This window comes from Escherichia sp. E2586, from assembly GCF_005781105.1.
Taxonomy (GTDB): domain Bacteria; phylum Pseudomonadota; class Gammaproteobacteria; order Enterobacterales; family Enterobacteriaceae; genus Escherichia.
Genome location: NZ_VATN01000022.1, coordinates 117,044 through 135,377 on the forward strand (window position 1 = coordinate 117,044; position 18,334 = coordinate 135,377).

Genomic DNA, 18,334 nt, shown 5'->3' on the forward strand with positions numbered 1-18,334 from the left:
ATAATACAAAAGTTTATGTCAGTGATTATTTTAGCTCTTCATTAACAGATCAGAATCGCAAGTTGATATCATGAAAAGATAAACATTCAATATTTACAATGAATTACGAGAAAGTTGCTGGTTAAATTTATGTAATAAAAAATTATGCAGCAAATAAATTGCTGCAACATGTTATGTCAATAAATATACAAGCGTTTAACGCTAAAAATCCCCGCGAATGAATCAACCCAGGATTCGTTTATTCTGAAGCGAGAAATTTGTCGAGATAAGGAACAACATAAGAAACAGAAGTCTGGAATATGCCATTTTCAATCCAGTAAAGGGTGTTTGCTCCTGGGCGTAAATTAAAGGCGGTGAGGTATGCATCAGCAGCTTCTCGGTTCATCCCCTTCATCTCATAAACTTTGCCAAGCAATACATAATTTAGCCAGGACATTTCAAGGTCAATGCCAGTATTTATCGCCTGATAAGATTCGTCTGTTTTTCCTTTTGTCAGAGCACTGACCGCTTTTATTTGATAGAGAATGGCCAGATTATTCATTCCTGGCAGTGTAGCAATGTTATCAATTTCTGTGTTCAGTGCTGCTAATTGTTTTTCATCTAAAGGATGCTGAGAATGACGTACTATATCAACTAATGCTTTCTCTGCTCTCGCGTAGGTAAATTCGGGAGATGATTGAACAATCTCACCTAATAACTCACTGGCACGGTTCAATGATTTATCATCACCATGCATTAAATAATCATGTGCCTGATAAAAATTAGTTAATAACGCACCACGATGAGGCAAAATTTGTTGGAGCATCTCCTGCATTTGTTGTGGCCACGGTTGATTTAACGCTTTTGACAAACTCTCCAGTAAATCATTTTGAATCGCCAGCTGATTACCGTTAGTGATGACATAACGTTTATCCAGCATGGTTGAACCATCTGCATTGTCTACCAATTTCACCGACATAAAGCACTGTTGAGCGCGGTATTGGCGCTGATTAACAAACGCAATAGATAATGTTTTACCGGAACTGCTCGGTTCATCAATGTTGTAGTTGATTTTGTCATGAACCATAAAAGTGGAGAAGGTATTAAGTGACGTAGCCACCAAATCACCCACGCCTATCGCGTAAGAGAGCTGATACGGGGAAGTCCAGCTGTTACAACTCTTATTCACCATATTAATGTCAATATCGCGTGGATTGAGCAAAATACGCGATTTACTCATAGGAAGGCGCGTTTCAAGACTGGAAAACGCCACCAGTGCTACACAGATACCTAACGACAACAGGAAAAAAAACCATACCCAAAAGGTAGTGAATCGTTTGCTTTTAACTGGGGATTGTTCAGGTGGCGTTGCGGTGTTTTGAATGTTAAGACTGTGGGAAGGGGAATCTTTGTCAGGAATCGCCTCTGGTATAGGGGGAGGCGAAGATTGCATTATTTCTTCTCCCTCCTCTTCGCTGTACCAGATAACTGGCACCATTAATTTATAACCGCGCTTTGGTACAGTAGCGATATAGACAAGACTATCTTCATCATTATCTTTTAATGACTTACGCAGTTCTGAGATACTCTGCGTTACAACGTGATTGGTAACAATACTTCTCTTCCAGACATTATCGATAAGTTCATCTCTGCTAAGTACTTCGCCACTGTGTTGAGCAAAGAAAACCAGAAGATCGATTAGTCTCGGCTCAAGGGTAAGTTGACGCCCATTGCGACTAATTTGGTTTATGGACGGAGTAACAAGCCACTCGCCAACGCGAACTACAGGTTGTTGCATAATAAAAACTCATTCGAAAAGGGAATGGTGCAATGATAATTGCCATAACCTATTTTTACCATCTATAGATGGATGCGTTTACATATTACAGGTGAATGTGAGACGTTATTTTTACCAGCCGTAAACCTCTTGATTACATCGCCTTACGAAATGACTTTAATGAGAATCAGAAGTAATTTGCCTTACCACCAAGATTGATTATCTTTGCCAAAGAAAACGTTCAGAAAATAATCCCCGGAAAATTGCCTGGAACGCTTACTATTTTAATGGATTGTTAGTCTTTGCATGATCAAACGGACTGATACATTTCTCTTTGTTCGCATCCAGGAAATCTCATCAGTCGGCGTTCTGTTTATGGATGCGTTACGCTCCTGATGACGTCATTTGTCGTTCAACAGCATCACGGGGCCGCACGATATTTCGCGTCAGTCAGTGTCATAGCTCAGGGACAAATTTTCTCAAACAGGGGTATACCCGCAAAATGCTGGTGATGTGGGGAGAATTTGGTTGAGTTTGGTGGGAGTGATTTGGAGGAAGAACGGTTAAATCGTCGCGTCCTGAAACGAAAAACGGACCTCCGTGGAGGTCCGTCCATATGAATTTGGTGCCCGGACTCGGAATCGAACCAAGGACACGGGGATTTTCAATCCCATTGTTCTGGCTTTCACGGGTAATCCGGACTGTCAGACAGGAGTCTTCAGTGTAGTTCATTGGTTGCACATTTTAAAGAGAGAGTGTGCCAGTGAACATTCTGCCCGTTGTGTCCACCAAAGGTGGCGAAGGAAAATCAACCCAGTCTGCTAATCTTGCCGGTTTTCTGGCGGATGCCGGCCTCCGTACCCTGCTGATAGACGGAGACCATGCCCAGCCCACGGCAAGCAATATCTTTCCGCTGACGTATGAAGCGCCGGCCGGTCTTTTTGAATTACTGATGCGCACGGCTGACCTCAGTCATCCCGACAACATCATCTCCCGCACGGCTATCGACGGCCTTGACCTGATAGTCTCCAATGACCCCCATGAACAACTGAAAACGGCCATGCTTCATGCACCGGATGGTCGCCTCCGTCTGCGTAATGTGCTCCAGCATCCACTTTTCCAGAGTTATGACGTCATTGTGGTGGATTCACAGGGCGCGCGTTCCGTCATGCTGGAAATGATTGTGCTGTCTGCCACGGAGTCTGTGGTGGGGATGGTGAATCCGGTTCTGCCGGATGTGCGTGAGTTCATTCGTGGCACAGTCAATGTCATGGAAAACCTGTTGCCCTACCGTGAACTGGGTATCCCCCTGCCGAAAGTCCGCACTCTGGTTAACTGTATGGATTATACGGCGCTGGCCAGACAAACACTGGCGGAGCTGACTGACATTATTAACTCCGGTCGTTACAGCAAAGTGCTTCCTGAAGGCGCGGTCACCCTGCTTTCAACACAGATTTATGACCTGAATATTTACAAACAGGGACACGCAGCCGGCCAGCCGGTACACCGTCTTGAAAAAGCATCTGCTCGTCGCAGTGATTCTGCGCTGGTCACCATGCATAGCCTGGCCTGTGAGCTGTTGCCGGAGTGGAGTGAGTTTTTTGATGAATTGCTGGAACACGGAGGCATACGTCAATGGTAAAGCCGTCGTTTAAATCCCTGACAAGGCGTGGACGGATAGTGTGCGTCGGATGTGGTTATTCCGGTGTGCGATTTGGTGATGCTGCAGGTCAGGACACCCGGCAGTGGGTGAAGGTGAATCATGATAGCGGGCTGGGGCTGTGCTCCTGTTGTGACGCCTTTCTTTTGCAGGAACGCCAGCGTCGTCAGCGGCATGACCCGCTTTTTTCATGTGGTTTTACCGGCAAAAAGCGAAAAACGAAGGAGGTGGTATGAGTGTTTCTGTAACACCCACCTCAGTTTGTAGCAAGGTCATCAATGCCGGACGGCAGTTGTTTTTCTGTATTCATAAGATTTTTCCTTTAAATCAACTTGTTATGAATGAACGGATGCTGTCCGTACCTTCTGACCGGGGTCGCCAAACTTACCGGTCTGAAAATGTACAGACAGCCACCGGGATTTTATTCCCGACAGCTGTACGTCCGGCACCCTTTTCCCTTTTTTCACATAGTCAGGTTTCCGGCAGTCAGAGGGGGAGGGTACGCCATGGCTGAAATGTCTATTCTCTGTGCATACGAAGCAGAGCAGGCCGTTCTGGGCGGCCTGATGCTGGAGAATGAGCGCTGGGATGAAGTGGTGCTGATACTGAACCCTGACGATTTTTATGTGGCTCAGCATCGGGCCATATTCCGTGCCATGTCTGAACTGGCGGTGAATGGCCAGCCTCTGGACCTGATTACACTGTCAGAGCACCTGGAACATCAGGGCAGGCTGGACGTACTGGGCGGTTTTGCTTATCTGGCCGAGCTCAGCAAGAACACACCTTCTGCGGCCAACATCATGGCCTATGCAGGCATTGTGGTGGAGAAAAGCGTTCTGCGTCAGTTACAGGCCACCGGAAACACCCTGATTGCTGATGTGGCGGCACCGAACGCCACATCACGGGACGTGCTGGATGCTGCAGAGCGGCGTCTGTTTGCTCTTGCGCAGAACAGGACGCTCCGGGAGCGCACGGAAGCCTCTCTTTCATCCGCGCTCGATACTGTTCTGCAGCAACTGGAAAGTGTGCTCGGCTCCGGTGGTGTGACCGGTACCCCCACGGGATTTGACTGTCTGGATGAAATGACCTGTGGCCTGCAGCCCGGCGACCTGGTCCTGCTGGCTGCCCGTCCGTCAATGGGGAAAACTTCTCTGGCGTTGTCCATGTGTCTCAGTGCCGCCCGGCGACGGACAGAAGAAAGCGTTCTGGTATTCAGCATTGAGATGCCGAAGGAGCAACTGATTCTGCGCATGCTTTCCATGCTGGGGCGTGTGGAACTGAATCATCTGCGCAGTGGCAACATGGATGATGAGGACTGGGCGAGGGTGTCATCTGCGGTCGGCATGGCGCTGGGTGACGGAGGCATGGATGCGCTGGGTGAACGCCTGATAATTGATGACTGCAGCCAGCAGACACCGTCATCGCTGCGTGCCAGTGCCCGCCGTTATACCCGTCTGTACGGTAAACCCGCTCTGATTATGGTGGATTATCTGCAACTGATTCGGGCGCCGGAGCTGGAGAACCGCACACAGGAAATTGCTGAAATTTCCCGTTCCCTGAAAGCGCTGGGGAAGGAGCTGGGGTGTCCGGTGCTGGCCCTCTCCCAGCTTAACCGTCAGGTGGAACAGCGTGCAGATAAACGCCCCAATAACGGTGACCTGCGTGATTCCGGGGCACTGGAGCAGGATGCTGACCTGATTATGTTTATTTACCGCGACGAGGTCTATAACCCCGATTCACTGGCAAAGGGGGAGGCTGAAATTATTGTCAGCAAGCAGCGTCAGGGGCCCACAGGCACGGTGCGGGTCAGATTCGACGGCCGTTACACACTGTTTACGCCCTCTGAAAATGACGGGCAGGGAGGATATGCGTGATGGCACACAAACCACTGAATCTCGGGGCTGCCATTATGCAGCCCGGTCGTCAGGCCAGTGCTGCCGGTAATGTGGTGGCACTGGGGGAGACCCCCATGATTCTGACGCTGGACCAGTTACGTCCGAATCCGGATAACCCGCGCACCACGCGCAATCCGCGTTATGACGACATCAAAAACTCCATTCACGCCCGCGGGCTGGATACGGTGCCCAAAGTCACCCGTATTCCGGACAGTGAGCCGGATGTGTATATCTTCAGTGACGGGGGAAACACCCGTTACCAGATACTGACGGAACTCTGGAAAGAAACGGGGGACCCGCGTTTTTACCGTATTCATGTGCTGTTCAAACCCTGGCCGGGACGGCTTCAGTGTGTGATTGGTCATCTGGCGGAAAATGAAGTTCGCGGTGAACTGACCTTTATTGAGAAGGCGCAGGGCATTCACAAGGCGCGCCTGATTTATGAAGAGCAGTTAAACAAAAGCGTGTCCATGCGCGAGCTGTCGTCATTACTGACGGAACAGGGACTGCCGGTTGATGCTTCCAGTATCAGCAGGATGGAGAACGCCCTGAAATATCTGTATCCCTGGATCCCCGACCTGATGGAGTCAGGGCTGGGGCGACCACAGGTTACGGCATTGCTGGCACTTCGTCAGGACGCAGAGCGTGTCTGGGGACAGTTCGCGCTGGCGTCCGGCACGGACGCGGAATTTGACAGAGTGTTCGGGGAAAGCTGCCGGAAGTTTAATTCGCCGGAACTGTGGTCACTGGAGATGTTCCGCGATGAGCTGATTGGAGATTTATTGCAGGCGCTGCCACATCCCTCCCTGGACTATGACCGGTGGCTGCTGGAGCTGGATCCGAAAGAGCGGAACCGTCGTCACCATTTTGGTGAGCCGGAACCGGTGGTGGTACCGCCGTCAGTCCGCGACAGCGGCACAGGGCAGTCCGGTGCACCGGTATCCCGTATCCGGCCTGAGGTACCGGAAATCTCTGCCCCTGATACTGAGCCCGAACAGCATTGTGCTGCCCGACCGGAGAACGCTGTTTCCGACACAGACCACACTGAAAAATGTGGGCTTCCTTCCCCCGAGGAGCGTGCAGACAAGGCGTCTTCTTCTGCTGAGAAAGTCCTGCGTCCGGAGATACAGCCGGATATGTACGGTGGCGAGCCGGTTTTCAGTGGTGATGCGGTGGAAACGGGTATTGCCGGATCCGCTGTGCCATCCGTTATGACCGGCGATACAGCGCCGTCCGGAACACCTGATGCACTTCCCGCATCGGTGACGCATTTTGCTGAAGGACGGGATGATATCGAGCATCTGCAGAATGAGGCCTTCCGGCTGGCATGGGAACTGGCTGAGTCTGCCGGCTGTGCTGAAGAAATTGCCATGGACAGAGAAAGTGACCTGTCGGCTGGTTTCGGGACTGCAGAGGAGAAATGTTCGCCGGTGACGGCATTTCTGGTGGGGCTGACCGGTGATGCACCGCTGACAGTGTCTCCCGTCAGTCTGACAGACCTGCTGACAGGTGGCAGTGCGCCGGAGGCATGGCCACTGCTGGATGATGAACATGCCGTGAAGCTGCTGCGTCTTCTGAGTGTGCTGCGCCGTCTGCGCGCCCTGCAGCGCAGTGTGTTACCCGAAGATGATGAGGAGGATGAAAGTGATGAGTGATATGCCGCATCAGGAGCGTCTGGTCAGACGGGTCAGGAAACTGCTGGAGCTGAGCCGCAATAACAGCAATGCCCATGAGGCCGGGCTGGCGCTTGCAAGGGCGCAACAGCTGATGGCGAAACACGGTATCACGGAGCAGGATGCGGGACTTTCTTCGGTGCAGACGTCTTCATCACAGGGGGCACCTTCTGAGGCTGAAAAAGTTCCGGCGTGGATGTTTCGTCTGGTCATGGTGGTGTCACAGACATTTGGCTGCAGTGCGTATTACGACTGGCGGTTGATGCCCGGTGGCAGGTATCGCCGGTGTGTGACGTTTTACGGTTTCAGTGAACGTCCTCAGGTGGCGGCTTATGCGTTTGATGTTCTGTGCCGTCAACTGAGGGACGCAACGGATGCGTATCTCCGTACACAGAGCCGGCGGCTGAAACTGAGCACCCGCCGTGCCCGGGCCGCCCAGTTCCGTGATGGCTGGGTTCTGGGCGTTCGTCAGGTGGTGATGCCATTCAGTGTGACAGAAGAGGAAAGCCGGCTGATGCGTCTCTGGCTGGAGCAGCAGGAGATGGAGACGGTGGACCCCCGGGAGGTGAAAGCCTGTCGCGGCGGTGACCTGGCCCGCTGGCAGGGGTATGAAGCCGGGAAAAATGCCTCACTGCATCATGGTGTGGGGGGAACTGCCCGCCAGATGGTGCCGGGGCTGATGATACGGGAGGCGTCATGAATAACAGCTTATCTCAGGCAACCAACGGTCTGCTGATGCAACTGGTGATGGACCTCAAGAGCGGCTATCTGCGCCGTTGTGAATCTCTGGGACTGGCCCGGGAGGAAATGCAGATGCTGCAGGGACTGACCATTGAGGAAATCCATTACCTGTCGAACTCGGAAGTGTCGGTTATCCGGCTGGACATTAATCATGAAAATCTGCTGCGTATGCTGCAGCAGGCCCGGACGGAGCAGAAACGTCTGCAGCGCATTGACCGTGCACTGGCGCTGGGTGGCTCCATTGAGCTGATGGCGTTTTACTTTGGACTTTCCAGTGTGGATGTTGCGGCGCGCCGGCGCATTGCCGGTATTGATGTTCGGCCGGGACGTGGTGTCACGCTGAGCGATGAGGAAAGTGCAGAGCTGTGGCGTTTATGGCAGAAGGCGGGCATCACGGATGTGGAGAGTGCGGATGGACTGGATGTCATGATGCTGGCTGCAGAGCAGATGAATATCCCGCTGACGGCTATCTGGCATGCGGTAAGGGGATGGTGCGCTGACCGGCAGACGGAGCCGGTAAGGAATGCGTCATGAAAATGACAGAACTGGCACCGGGCATTCTGGCCAGCCCGTGCGTTCCGCCGGCCTGCTGTCGTAAGGCGGTTCAGATGGTCAGTCTGTTCCGGCAGGGTGTGCGCAATTACCAGCAACTGAATGACCGGGGGACCCGTTATTACAAGATAAACGTCGGACGCGCCTGGCGTCTGCTGAGCCGTAACCGGGGAGAGACCTGGGAACTGCTCAGCCATGAGCGTTACAACACTGCCAGACGTAAATGAAGTGTGCAGGCCGGACCGGAGTATCAGGTCCGGTCTGCTGATGGCCGGATGTTTAAGTTCTCCACTCAGGTTGAAAACACTGCAGACTAAGGGCTGACACATGAACGCTGTTACTAATGACGAACTCTTTGACGAAATCCTGGGGCGTATTAATCACCATGATGTGCGGGATGATATTGAGCGCCGGGTTTATGAAATTGCTCTGGCGTCGCTGGAAGCGGAGCCTGTAGCGTCATGCATTATTGAAGATGGGGGTATGTGTGTTGACGGGTTCGGTGAGTATGTGGGTCACTCGCTGCCTGATGGAACGCACCAGCTTTACACTGCCCCTCCAGCGCCGGTAGTGCCGGAAGAAGCAACTCCGGAAAACGTAGAAATGCTCTCTGGCTATGTTTCCACGTACAAATTAACCGATAGCGAGCGCGATATTGCTGCCGGAATATGGAACGCCTGCCGCACCGCCATGCTTCAGGGAAAAGGAAAGTAATATGGCACTGACGAAAAAACAACGTGCAGAACTGCGCATGAAATTCGGTGGTCGCTGTGCTTATTGCGGCTGCGAACTTGGCGAAAAGTGGCATGCAGACCATGTAAAACCGGTCATTCGTTTTGCTGGAAATATGCTTCACCAGGAACGTGACGATATATCCAACATGGTTCCGGCATGCCACCCATGCAATCTGCACAAGCATTGCAGTAGCCTGGAAGATTATCGGCGAATTATCAGTGATGGTCGTCGTGAATTCCTTGCGTCCGGGAAAGGCAAGGCGCTGGTTCGTATGGGATTGGTTGAAATGAAATCTGACCCGGTTGTGTTCTGGTTTGAAAAATATCAAGAAGGGGCTACGGCATGACCACTATTACCAAAGAGCGACTGCAATGGCTGGCTAACATTTCTGGCCGCGATGATATTGACGATATAGACGGCGGTGAAATCCGTGAACTGGCGCTTATCGCTCTGGCATCGCTGGAAGCAGAGCCGGTGGTATATCAGTACCGCCTGTGGGATACGGAATATGATGAATGGGGAGAATGGGAAGATTGCGGGGAATGTGCTTTTGAAGGATTTGTTGAGGAAGAGAAATGCCAGGGGGCAGGTGTTCAGACCCGTAAGCTATACACCGTACCACAGGTATCAGCTGTACCGGATGGACTGGTTAAAGCAGTGCGCTTCTGTGAACAGGTTAAGCATGAAAATCCGCCAGTCGAAACCGGAGCATGGAAAGACGCCGTTGACTGGGTACTTAAAGAGGCTTGCCAGGTTGCTGGCATTGAAGTGGTATCTGTGCCAGTTGCCTCTGGCATTCGCATCAAAGGAGAAAATGACGCTGGTATTAAGGATTAATCGGAAGTGTTTAGCCAGCACCCTGCATCCAGCAGGGTGCTGTAATAAGCATTTTTGTACCGGATAAAAAGCGGCGATATTGTCGCTACTGAATGAGGTGATTATGGCGTTACCTGCGGAAAGCCTGATTGCGTATACCCTGGAAAAAATGAAGCATCGTATGGCCACCGGAGCCCGGAAGGAGGAGAGGCGAATACGCAGCGGACTGTTGTTCACCGGCAATGTGCATGATGCCATTCCGCGTCGTCTGTTGCTGGATACGCGTCTTTCACCGCTGGATAAGATGGCATGGATGATGATCCGGCTGTATGCGCAGAATAATGAAGGCGCTATTTTTCCCACTTACGATGAACTGCAACTGCAGCTGGCATCCCCGGGGAAGGGAAAAGCCTCCAGAGAAACCGTCAGCCGGGTATTGCTGATGTTGCGGATCACGGGCTGGCTGAGCCTGTGTAAACGGGTACGTGATGATAAAGGCCGGGTTCGGGGAAACATTTACGCCCAGCATGACGAGCCCCTGACGTTCTGCGATGCAGAGGCGATGGATCCACGTTATCTGGATATGGTGGCAGAAGCCTGTATGAGCCGGAACCGGACCATCAGTCAGACGGCACGGGATATTCTGGGTGAAATAAAAAATGATCCGGGAATGCGCCACTATCACAGCCATATCAGTCAGCTGGAAGCCCGGATAGGAAGTGCCCAGACACCGGAGCAGATGGCTGCCCGTCAGCGGGTGACGGAGGGCAGAATGCAGCCGGGTTCGGAAACCGAACCGGTGGTGAAAACACTGAGTTCGGCACCGGAAAAGCGGAGTTCGGAAACCGAACCGGGTAAAAAAATGGGGCAAGAAAGACAGAGTTCGGATTCCGAACCATCAGGAAAATCAGCAGGTTATCACAGAGTACGGATACCGAACCATTACGTACGTAATATCACACACAGTGTGATTAAAAACACGTACGTACTGCCGGCGTCGCTGACGGGGCAAATCAGAGAAGAGGATGCCATCATGCTGACCAGTCAGTTGCAGGCGTTGCCGGAAACGCTGGCACAGGGTGTGCTGGAAAGCCTGTCTGGGGTGCTGGGCAGTCAGTCACTGCAGAACCCAGTGGGCTGGCTGCTTGCGGTGCTGAAGCGTGCCCGGGAGGGAAATTTTTATCCGCCGAAACAGAAGCAGCGCGTCGCTGCATCAGCCATCACACAGGCGGGGGCAGGAGCGCGCTCCACTTCGCAACCTGTTGTCACCCGGAAACGTACAGAACCCATTTCAGCAGAGCGTCTGAGTGGCATTGTGGCAGGGCTGCGGGCCTCCCTGCGTAACCGTTCTGCGATAAGAATCCGGTAATGGCGTTGTGGTCCACGTTCACAGAGAACAAAAATCAACCAGTGTTGCCAGTGGCAACAGAGAGCAAAAATTAACCAGTGTTGGCAGTGCCAGCAGAGAGCAAAAATCAACCAGTGTTGCCAGTGGCAACAGAGAGCAAAAATTAATCAGTGTTGCCAGTGGCAACAGAGAGTAAAAATTAACCAGCATTGCCAGTGGTAACAGAGAATAAAAATTAATCAGCATTGCCAGTGTCACCAAAGAACAAAAATTATGCTGCGTTAGCAGCATGGAAGGCGGCGGCACTGAATATCCTGAAACATCTGACGGTAAACCGCCGAAGCCCGGCGTCAGCCGGAAATGTCCTGACAGGATGCTGTGTTCCCCGGCCCTGCCAGACCCTGTTTATTTCAGGGGAAAACCAGGATTGCATAAAGGGACTGGAGGAGAGGGGGGAAACTGAATACTTGTCGCCGTTTTTTTCGTCAGTATACTTTCCGCGCTGAAATTTTGACTAAGGAAGGATTTTTTATGACCAAAATTAAAATTCTGGCACTCAGTATGCTGACCGCTATATCGGTGAACACAGCTTATGCTGAAAGCACTCTGACACTGGGAGCCGGTGTCGGCGTGATTGATCAGCCTTATAAAGGTTACGACTCTGAAGCGTATCTTATCCCGGCAGTGTCTTATGACGGCGACAGCTTCTGGTTCCGTGGTCTGGGCGGTGGATATTACCTCTGGAACGATGCTGCAGATACCCTGTCGGTGATGGCCTACTGGTCGCCGATGTATTTCAAACCGGATGACAGCAACGATCATCAGTTACGCCGCCTTGATAAACGTAAAAGCACGATGATGGCCGGAGTGTCCTGGTCCCATCACACGCCGTATGGTTTTCTGCGAACGAGTCTGGCGGCGGATGTTCTGGATAACAGCAATGGCGTTGTTGGTGATGTGGCGTGGTTATACCGCTATGTGAATGGCGGATTCACCCTGACACCGGGTATTGGTGTGGAGTGGAGCAGCCAGAAACAGAACGATTATTACTATGGCGTATCGCGTCGAGAGTCTGCTCGTAGTGGCCTGAAACGATATAAAGCCGATGATGACTGGGCGCCTTACCTTGAAGTCAGCGCAAATTACACCTTTGCCAGCAACTGGGGAATCTACGGAACTGCACGTTACAGCCGCTTATCTGATGAGGTCAAAAACTCTCCCATGGTGGACAGGTCATGGGATGGGCTGTTTTCCACCGGGATCACTTATCGTTTCTGATACTGGGATGGCCTGATGCTCACCGGTGCCGGATTACGGGCACCGGTGTACTGAGCTTCCCCGCTTTCCCCATTTTTCTGTGCCCTGAATCTGGTTTTCTGTTGTTCCTTCTGCGCTTCGTCCTGACGATCTCACTTTATCCCTGATTGTTATAAGGAACTGATATGAGTGAAGATAAACTGAACCAGAAAGAAGTGCGGGTCGGCGCATTGCAGTCCTCGCTGTCCATTCTGTTACATACCCATTATGCCATCCGCCTGTGGGAAGGGCGCAAAGCGGAGAAGGTTTCCGGTGATGGTAAACCCCGTCCGGGTATCATCAGCATGCCTCAGGTCATTGCCCGGGCCGGGCAGGCAACCCGGGATGCGGAGCGTGATAATCCCTGGGCGGATATGCTGCTGGTCAGGCTGGAAGAGGCATTATCGCAGGCATCGGAACAGATCCGTCAGCAGGTCGCCGGACTGGAGGCGGTGCTGAACAGTATTCCCGGCAATATCGTGATCTCTGATATTGCATCATCTTCGCCCGTGAACATTGGTGTTTTCAGCAGCTCTCCTCTGGGGTATCGCTGCGTCTGGTTGCTTGTGGGGTATGACGAACTGGTCATGAAAGCGTTTCATGCCTTTCACTACGGGCTGATTTCGCGGGCGCAGCGGGACAACATACTGGATACCGGGGGGCACGCTGTCCGTAAGGTATATGGCGTGGCGCAGTCCTACAAAACGGTTCATGCCACCCGGCAGGATATTTTATCCGGCACGGAGAAGGGCAGGGTGGCTGTCAGCCGTTTTGGAAAACCTGATCCGGATATCATGAGCGGTAAAAAACGCTCTGTTTTTTCTCCGCCCCTGAAATAATACAGCGGAGGTGCCATGCAACTCTATTTGTGTGAAAAACCGTCACAGGCGCGGGATATTGCCCGGGTGCTGGGGCTCAGCGGGCGGGGAGAGGGCTGTATTGAAGGCGATACTGTTACGGTCACCTGGGCCGTGGGGCATCTGCTGGAGCTGGCTGCCCCGGAAGCTTACGGGGAGCAGTTCGGGGTTCCCTGGCGTATGGAGTCGCTTCCCGTTCTGCCTGAAAAGTGGCAGATGACGGTTAAACCGCAGACGAAATCCCAGTTTACGGTGATCAGCCGCCTGCTGAAGCGTGCGTCTGAAGTGGTGATCGCCACGGATGCGGACAGGGAAGGAGAAGTCATCGCCCGGGAACTGCTGACGTACTGCCGGTACCGGGGGCCAGTCCGCCGACTGTGGCTGTCTGCCCTGGATGAGGCCAGCGTCCGGGAGGCGCTGGCAAATATTCTGCCCGGTGAGCAGACGGCCCGTCTGTATGATGCCGGCCTGGCCCGTGGTCAGGCCGACTGGCTAATCGGGATGAACCTGACGCGCCTGTATACCCTTAAAGCCCGGGCGTCAGGGATCCCGGATGTGTTGTCCGTCGGAAGGGTACAGACGCCGACGCTTGCCATGGTGGTCAGACGGGATCAGGAGATTGCCGGTTTTGTGCCGCGCCCCTGGTGGCAGGTGTTTGCCGGACTGGAGAAAGACGGGATCCGGTTCCGGGCCGTCTGGGTGGCGGCAGAGCAGTACTGTGATGAAGAGAAACGGTGCGTGAACGTTCAGGCAGCCCGGGCCGTTCTTCAGTTGTGTCAGCAGACACCGTCAGCGGTGGTGCATGAGGTGACCCGGAAGCGTGAAAAAACACCGGCTCCGCTCTGTTTTTCGCTGGGTACACTGCAGGAGAGCTGCTCCCGGAAATTTGGTATGGGGGCGCAGACTGTGCTGAATATCGCGCAGTCCCTGTATGAGACGCACAAAGCCACGACGTATCCCCGGACGGATTGTGGCTATCTGCCTGAATCCATGCAACAGGAAAGCCGGGAGGTACTGGCGGCGATGGCGCGTTCAGACCCGGCCCTGACGCCGGTTCTGGCACAGCTCGATCCCGGTTTTGTTTCACGTATCTGGAATGACAAAAAAATCACGGCACACCATGCCATCATTCCGACCCGGCAGGTCTTTGATATCAGGGCACTGAGTGAGGATGAACTGAAGGTGTATCAGCTCATCCGTCAGCATTATCTGGCCCAGTTCCTGCCTCTGCAGGAATCTGATATTACCGATGCAACACTGACACTCGGCGGGCAACTGTTCAGAGCCCGCGGGAAAGTGAATGTGGTGACGGGCTGGCGAGGTCTGTTTTCCGGGGAGGCTGCAGACGCTGCTGAAGGCGAAGATGAACAGACGACGGAAATGGCGTTGCCGGTGCTTGAACGGGGTGAACACTGCCGGATTAGCGGCTCAGAACTGAAGGACCGGATGACGTCACCTCCGGCCCCTTTTACGGAAGGAACCCTGATTGCCGCCATGAAAAACGCCGCCAGTCAGGTCTGCGACCCGAAGCTGAAAAAAGTGCTGCGGGAGAATGCCGGTCTGGGGACGGAGGCCACGCGTGCCGGTGTGCTGGAGGTGTTATTTGCCCGGCAGTATCTGGAGAAGAGCGGGAAGCATATCCGGTCAACGCAACGGGGCAGGGAGCTGACGGCCGCCCTGCCGGAAGCCCTGACCAGCCCGGGAATGACGGCACTGTGGGAACAGGCTCTGGATGATATTGCACAGGGCAGAATGTCGCTGGATACCTTTATGGACAGGCAGCAGCAGTGGGTGCGTCATCTGGTCTCATCCGGACGGGAACAGCCCTTCAGTATGACGATGCCGGTGACGCCGCCGTGCCCGATTTGTCAGGGGCCGACCCGGCAGCGAAAGGGAAAGCACGGGCTGTTCCGGAGCTGTCAGCGGTATCCTGAGTGTAAGGGCGTGGTGAACACGCAGAAAAAGGCCGGGCGGCGAAAAAAAACGGGAAAAACTAAAACGGAGTAATCTTAATTTCTCCCTGTTCAGGATCGGGTAGTGTGGTTAAGCTTTGATGCAATACCCTGCTGACCACAGTGGAGCGGGCAGCTCCAGGGTCCGGTAACCCGTAATGCACACTCGCGGGGTTACAAGGCGCATCCCCTCCGTGAAAACCGCGCCGGGATTTATCCCCGGAGATGATGAGAGTTAACCCCGGGGGCTGGTATCCCCCTCAGGCACCGGAAATCCCGGTGCCTTTTTTATTTGTTTTAGCGTTGACATTTGTCTGTGGTGATTAAAAGATGACCGGGCTTGACTGTCGTTTTTACGACCACCAATGTTCCGGCAGCCTGTGAGGAACGCCTTCGGGTGGCTGCATTCAACACCCCCTGAGCCTGAAAGGGTGGTGCATTCCACGTGAATGGGGTAAATCTGCGCGCTCTTGAGAGCAGAATGTCGTCACAAAAAGCGCATTATGACGCGACGATGAGGGCTTTTTTATCTGTTCAGACAGCCGGAATTCAGCTGATCCGGCATCCCCGACGGGAACATTCACTCCCGTCAGGGGCGGTGATGTTCTCCGTCATCACATTTTTTAACTCCATGGAGAAATCATCATGTCTGTAAATACTGCCAAAACTGAATACTTTAATCTGACCCTCAAAGGTCTGGGGTATCTCAGTAATGTACGTCAGGTGAATCACCAGAACGGCTCGTTTCTCAGCTGTGTGGTGAATGCGCTGAGCGGACCCACGGACAGCCCGTCCTACGTCCGTTTTGATGTCACGGTTGCCGGTAAGGAGGCAACCTCCCTGATTGCCCGCTGCCAGAAGGCGGTGGATGAAGATCGCAAGGTGCTGCTTGGCTTCACGCTGAGCAACCTGTCCACTGACATCTTCACCCTGAACAAGGGAGAGCATGCTGGTGAACAACGCGTCAGCCTGAAGGCCCGCCTGATCAAGGTGGACTGGATCAAGATAGGCCAGGAGATGGTTTACAAGGCTGAAAAATCAGACTCCCTGCCGCCGCAAAACGGCACCATGCAACAGCAATACGCAGAAAATTCTTTCTGATCGTACTTTTCTCAACCGTCCTGATGAAAACAGACTGCCTCATCAGGGCGGTCTGTTTTCTTATTGTCTTTATCTTTAAGGAAACTTCCCATGCAACAGCCAAATGGCATTCTGGCCGCACAGGCCGGTTATACGTTACCCCTTCAGGTTCTCAGCAGCGTACGTGGTTATTATATTGGTACTCAGTGTGATGAGGGACCGGTGTCCCGTGAATCCGTGGAGTATTACAGAGACCATGAGCAGGCGGCACAGGCGCTGGAAAGCGGCACCTGGACGCAGCGGACGTGTGCGTGAGGATGAGGAGGGTATATGGCGTCACGCGGTATTAATAAGGTGATACTGATAGGGCATCTTGGACAGGACCCGGAACTCCGTTACTTCCCCAATGGCGGCGGAGCTGTGGCGAACCTGACCCTGGCCACCAGTGAATCCTGGCGTGATAAACAGAGCGGTGAAATGAAGGAGCAGACCGAGTGGCACCGCGTGGTGATTTTCGGAAAACTGGCGGAGATTGCCGGTGAATACCTGCGTAAGGGTTCACAGGTGTACATCGAGGGCCAGTTAAGGACCCGGAAATGGTTCGATCAGCAGAATGGTGTTGATCGCTATTCGACGGAGGTGGTGGTGAGTGTCAATGGCACCCTGCAGATGCTGGGCTCTCCGCGCCAGCAGGGCAGCGGTGCCGCACCTGCACACAGCGGTCAGGGAACTGCCGGTGCGCCGGCGGGTAACTCACCGTCACCGGCTTCCGGGAACGGCGGGGGAATGCCGATGGATTTTGACGACGACATTCCTTTCAGTGGACCGGGATATGGCGCTGAACGGCGGATTATCCATGCCATGTAATGTTAACCCCGGGGGCATCACCGCCCCCATTTTTATCAAGGAGGTATCGTGAGTGAAAAAAATCATACCACCCCCACGCCACACGATGCGGCGTTCAGGGCGATGATGGAAACCCCTTCGGTTGCAAGGGATTTTCTGGAAGCTGCGTTGCCGCCGTCACAGTTACAGCGGTGTGACATGAACACCCTGAAGCTGGAGCCGGCCACGTTTGTGGATCCGGATCTGCGTCAGTTTGCCAGTGATGTTCTGTGGAGTATGAAAACCACCGATGGCCGTGATGGCTACATCTATACGCTGACGGAACATCAGAGCTCTGCGGATCGTTTTATGGCCCTGCGCATGATGCATTATGTGCTGGCGATAATGTATCGCCACCTGAAAACGCATAATCGGGCTCCCATTGTGATCCCGGTGCTTTTTTATCACGGTGAACCCAGTCCGTATCCGTACAGTCTGAACTGGCTGGACTGTCTGGACGATCCGGCGCTTGGTCGTGAGCTTTACGGCGAAGGAAAGCCGCCCCGCGTTATTGATGTTGGTCTTCTTGATGATGAGGGTATCCGCTGCTATCAGCAGATGGCGGCCCTGATGCTTCTGATGAAGGTCCGTCAGCGGAAGGGCGATCTGATGACGCAGCTTGACTTTCTGTCGCAGCTGCTTCAGATACAGGGATCACACGAACAGGTGGTGGTTCTGTTAAACTATATGGTGAAGGCATGCGATTCGGCTTCACCGGAATTTATACGGGCGATGGCAGAACATCTGCCCCGGTATGAGGATGATATTATGACTATCGCTGAACGACTTCGTCAGGAAGAGAGAGAAAAGGCGCTTGAGAAGATGCTTGAGGCAGCCCGTCGGATGCAGAAGATGGGGATGTCGCCTGAGAGTATTCAGGAGATCCTGCAGCTTTCTGATGAAGAGCTGCAGAAAGCGCTCGGTTAATCCGTTTCCGTGTTATCACGGGGCGGGGTGTGGCTGATATGAGAGGCCATTTTCCGCATTATCAACATCACGCCAGCTTTTACGCTGGCGTTTTTTTTGTTTACTGATAATGAGTTGTTCGTTGAGCCTGCCGGCGCTTCTTTGCACAGTGACCGCTGTTT

General features: G+C 53.2%; 20 protein-coding genes and 1 tRNA gene. 18 read left to right on the forward strand and 3 right to left on the reverse strand.

The window, feature by feature from the left end; all coding sequences use genetic code 11:
• Positions 1–238: 238 nt before the first annotated feature.
• On the reverse strand, positions 239–1,777 hold the full coding sequence (cadC, locus tag FEK50_RS19825; RefSeq protein WP_131161350.1) for a lysine decarboxylation/transport transcriptional activator CadC: 1,539 nt from the start codon (positions 1,775–1,777) through the stop codon (positions 239–241).
• Positions 1,778–2,379: 602 nt separating this feature from the next.
• A tRNA-OTHER gene (locus tag FEK50_RS24230) sits at positions 2,380–2,458 on the reverse strand.
• A 61-nt stretch (positions 2,459–2,519) separates the two neighbouring features.
• On the opposite strand from FEK50_RS24230, the gene FEK50_RS19835 reads away from it, so the two are divergent.
• The 11 genes from FEK50_RS19835 (at position 2,520) to FEK50_RS19890 (ending at position 11,197) form a co-directional block, all read left to right on the forward strand.
• Positions 2,520–3,398, forward strand: a complete 879-nt coding sequence (locus FEK50_RS19835; protein ID WP_001023817.1) for a ParA family protein — start codon at positions 2,520–2,522, stop codon at positions 3,396–3,398.
• Positions 3,392–3,652, forward strand: coding sequence for a hypothetical protein (locus tag FEK50_RS19840; protein WP_089643058.1), 261 nt, complete (start codon positions 3,392–3,394; stop codon positions 3,650–3,652). The genes FEK50_RS19835 and FEK50_RS19840 overlap by 7 nt, the downstream gene beginning before the upstream one ends.
• Positions 3,653–3,922: 270 nt before the next feature.
• A complete protein-coding gene (dnaB-PI, locus tag FEK50_RS19850; protein ID WP_094276114.1) occupies positions 3,923–5,290 on the forward strand; it encodes an SPI-7-type island replicative DNA helicase in 1,368 nt (455 codons plus the stop codon).
• Positions 5,290–6,966: a ParB family protein gene (locus FEK50_RS19855; RefSeq protein WP_094276113.1), complete on the forward strand. Its 1,677-nt coding sequence runs from the start codon at positions 5,290–5,292 to the stop codon at positions 6,964–6,966. Before dnaB-PI ends, FEK50_RS19855 begins: the two co-directional genes overlap by 1 nt.
• Positions 6,959–7,684 (forward strand): DUF2786 domain-containing protein, encoded by a 726-nt coding sequence (locus FEK50_RS19860; protein WP_089644308.1) that lies wholly within the window; start codon positions 6,959–6,961, stop codon positions 7,682–7,684. The genes FEK50_RS19855 and FEK50_RS19860 overlap by 8 nt, the downstream gene beginning before the upstream one ends.
• Entirely contained in the window at positions 7,681–8,259 is a 579-nt protein-coding gene (locus FEK50_RS19865) for a DUF2857 domain-containing protein (protein ID WP_001065818.1), read from the forward strand. Before FEK50_RS19860 ends, FEK50_RS19865 begins: the two co-directional genes overlap by 4 nt.
• Positions 8,256–8,504, forward strand: a complete 249-nt coding sequence (locus tag FEK50_RS19870; protein ID WP_135524434.1) for a hypothetical protein — start codon at positions 8,256–8,258, stop codon at positions 8,502–8,504. Before FEK50_RS19865 ends, FEK50_RS19870 begins: the two co-directional genes overlap by 4 nt.
• 100 nt (positions 8,505–8,604) lie before the next feature.
• Positions 8,605–8,991 carry a hypothetical protein gene (locus tag FEK50_RS19875; protein WP_000994918.1) on the forward strand — a complete coding sequence of 129 codons (387 nt, stop codon included), beginning with the start codon at positions 8,605–8,607 and terminating at the stop codon, positions 8,989–8,991.
• 1 nt (position 8,992) lies between these two features.
• On the forward strand, positions 8,993–9,358 hold the full coding sequence (locus FEK50_RS19880) for an HNH endonuclease signature motif containing protein (protein WP_001229294.1): 366 nt from the start codon (positions 8,993–8,995) through the stop codon (positions 9,356–9,358).
• A complete protein-coding gene (locus tag FEK50_RS19885; RefSeq protein WP_126510105.1) occupies positions 9,355–9,849 on the forward strand; it encodes a hypothetical protein in 495 nt (164 codons plus the stop codon). Before FEK50_RS19880 ends, FEK50_RS19885 begins: the two co-directional genes overlap by 4 nt.
• 103 nt (positions 9,850–9,952) lie before the next feature.
• Positions 9,953–11,197, forward strand: coding sequence for an STY4528 family pathogenicity island replication protein (locus FEK50_RS19890; protein WP_094276112.1), 1,245 nt, complete (start codon positions 9,953–9,955; stop codon positions 11,195–11,197).
• Positions 11,198–11,215: 18 nt separating this feature from the next.
• On the opposite strand, the gene FEK50_RS24235 is transcribed toward FEK50_RS19890, so the two are convergent.
• Positions 11,216–11,482, reverse strand: a complete 267-nt coding sequence (locus FEK50_RS24235; protein ID WP_164717070.1) for a hypothetical protein — start codon at positions 11,480–11,482, stop codon at positions 11,216–11,218.
• Between the two features lie 225 nt (positions 11,483–11,707).
• On the opposite strand from FEK50_RS24235, the gene FEK50_RS19900 reads away from it, so the two are divergent.
• From FEK50_RS19900 to FEK50_RS19930, 7 genes are all read left to right on the forward strand, one after another.
• Positions 11,708–12,454 carry a MipA/OmpV family protein gene (locus FEK50_RS19900; RefSeq protein ID WP_000161351.1) on the forward strand — a complete coding sequence of 249 codons (747 nt, stop codon included), beginning with the start codon at positions 11,708–11,710 and terminating at the stop codon, positions 12,452–12,454.
• A 164-nt stretch (positions 12,455–12,618) separates the two neighbouring features.
• Positions 12,619–13,311, forward strand: a complete 693-nt coding sequence (locus FEK50_RS19905; RefSeq protein ID WP_094276111.1) for a PFL_4669 family integrating conjugative element protein — start codon at positions 12,619–12,621, stop codon at positions 13,309–13,311.
• 15 nt (positions 13,312–13,326) lie between these two features.
• Positions 13,327–15,336, forward strand: coding sequence for a DNA topoisomerase III (locus FEK50_RS19910; RefSeq protein WP_094276110.1), 2,010 nt, complete (start codon positions 13,327–13,329; stop codon positions 15,334–15,336).
• 590 nt (positions 15,337–15,926) lie between these two features.
• Positions 15,927–16,382, forward strand: a complete 456-nt coding sequence (locus FEK50_RS19915) for an STY4534 family ICE replication protein (RefSeq protein ID WP_000115787.1) — start codon at positions 15,927–15,929, stop codon at positions 16,380–16,382.
• Between the two features lie 90 nt (positions 16,383–16,472).
• Positions 16,473–16,676 carry a hypothetical protein gene (locus FEK50_RS19920; protein WP_021555970.1) on the forward strand — a complete coding sequence of 68 codons (204 nt, stop codon included), beginning with the start codon at positions 16,473–16,475 and terminating at the stop codon, positions 16,674–16,676.
• A gap of 15 nt (positions 16,677–16,691) precedes the next feature.
• Entirely contained in the window at positions 16,692–17,228 is a 537-nt protein-coding gene (ssb, locus tag FEK50_RS19925) for a single-stranded DNA-binding protein (protein ID WP_021555969.1), read from the forward strand.
• Between the two features lie 48 nt (positions 17,229–17,276).
• On the forward strand, positions 17,277–18,173 hold the full coding sequence (locus FEK50_RS19930) for an Rpn family recombination-promoting nuclease/putative transposase (protein ID WP_097292613.1): 897 nt from the start codon (positions 17,277–17,279) through the stop codon (positions 18,171–18,173).
• Positions 18,174–18,334: the final 161 nt, after the last annotated feature.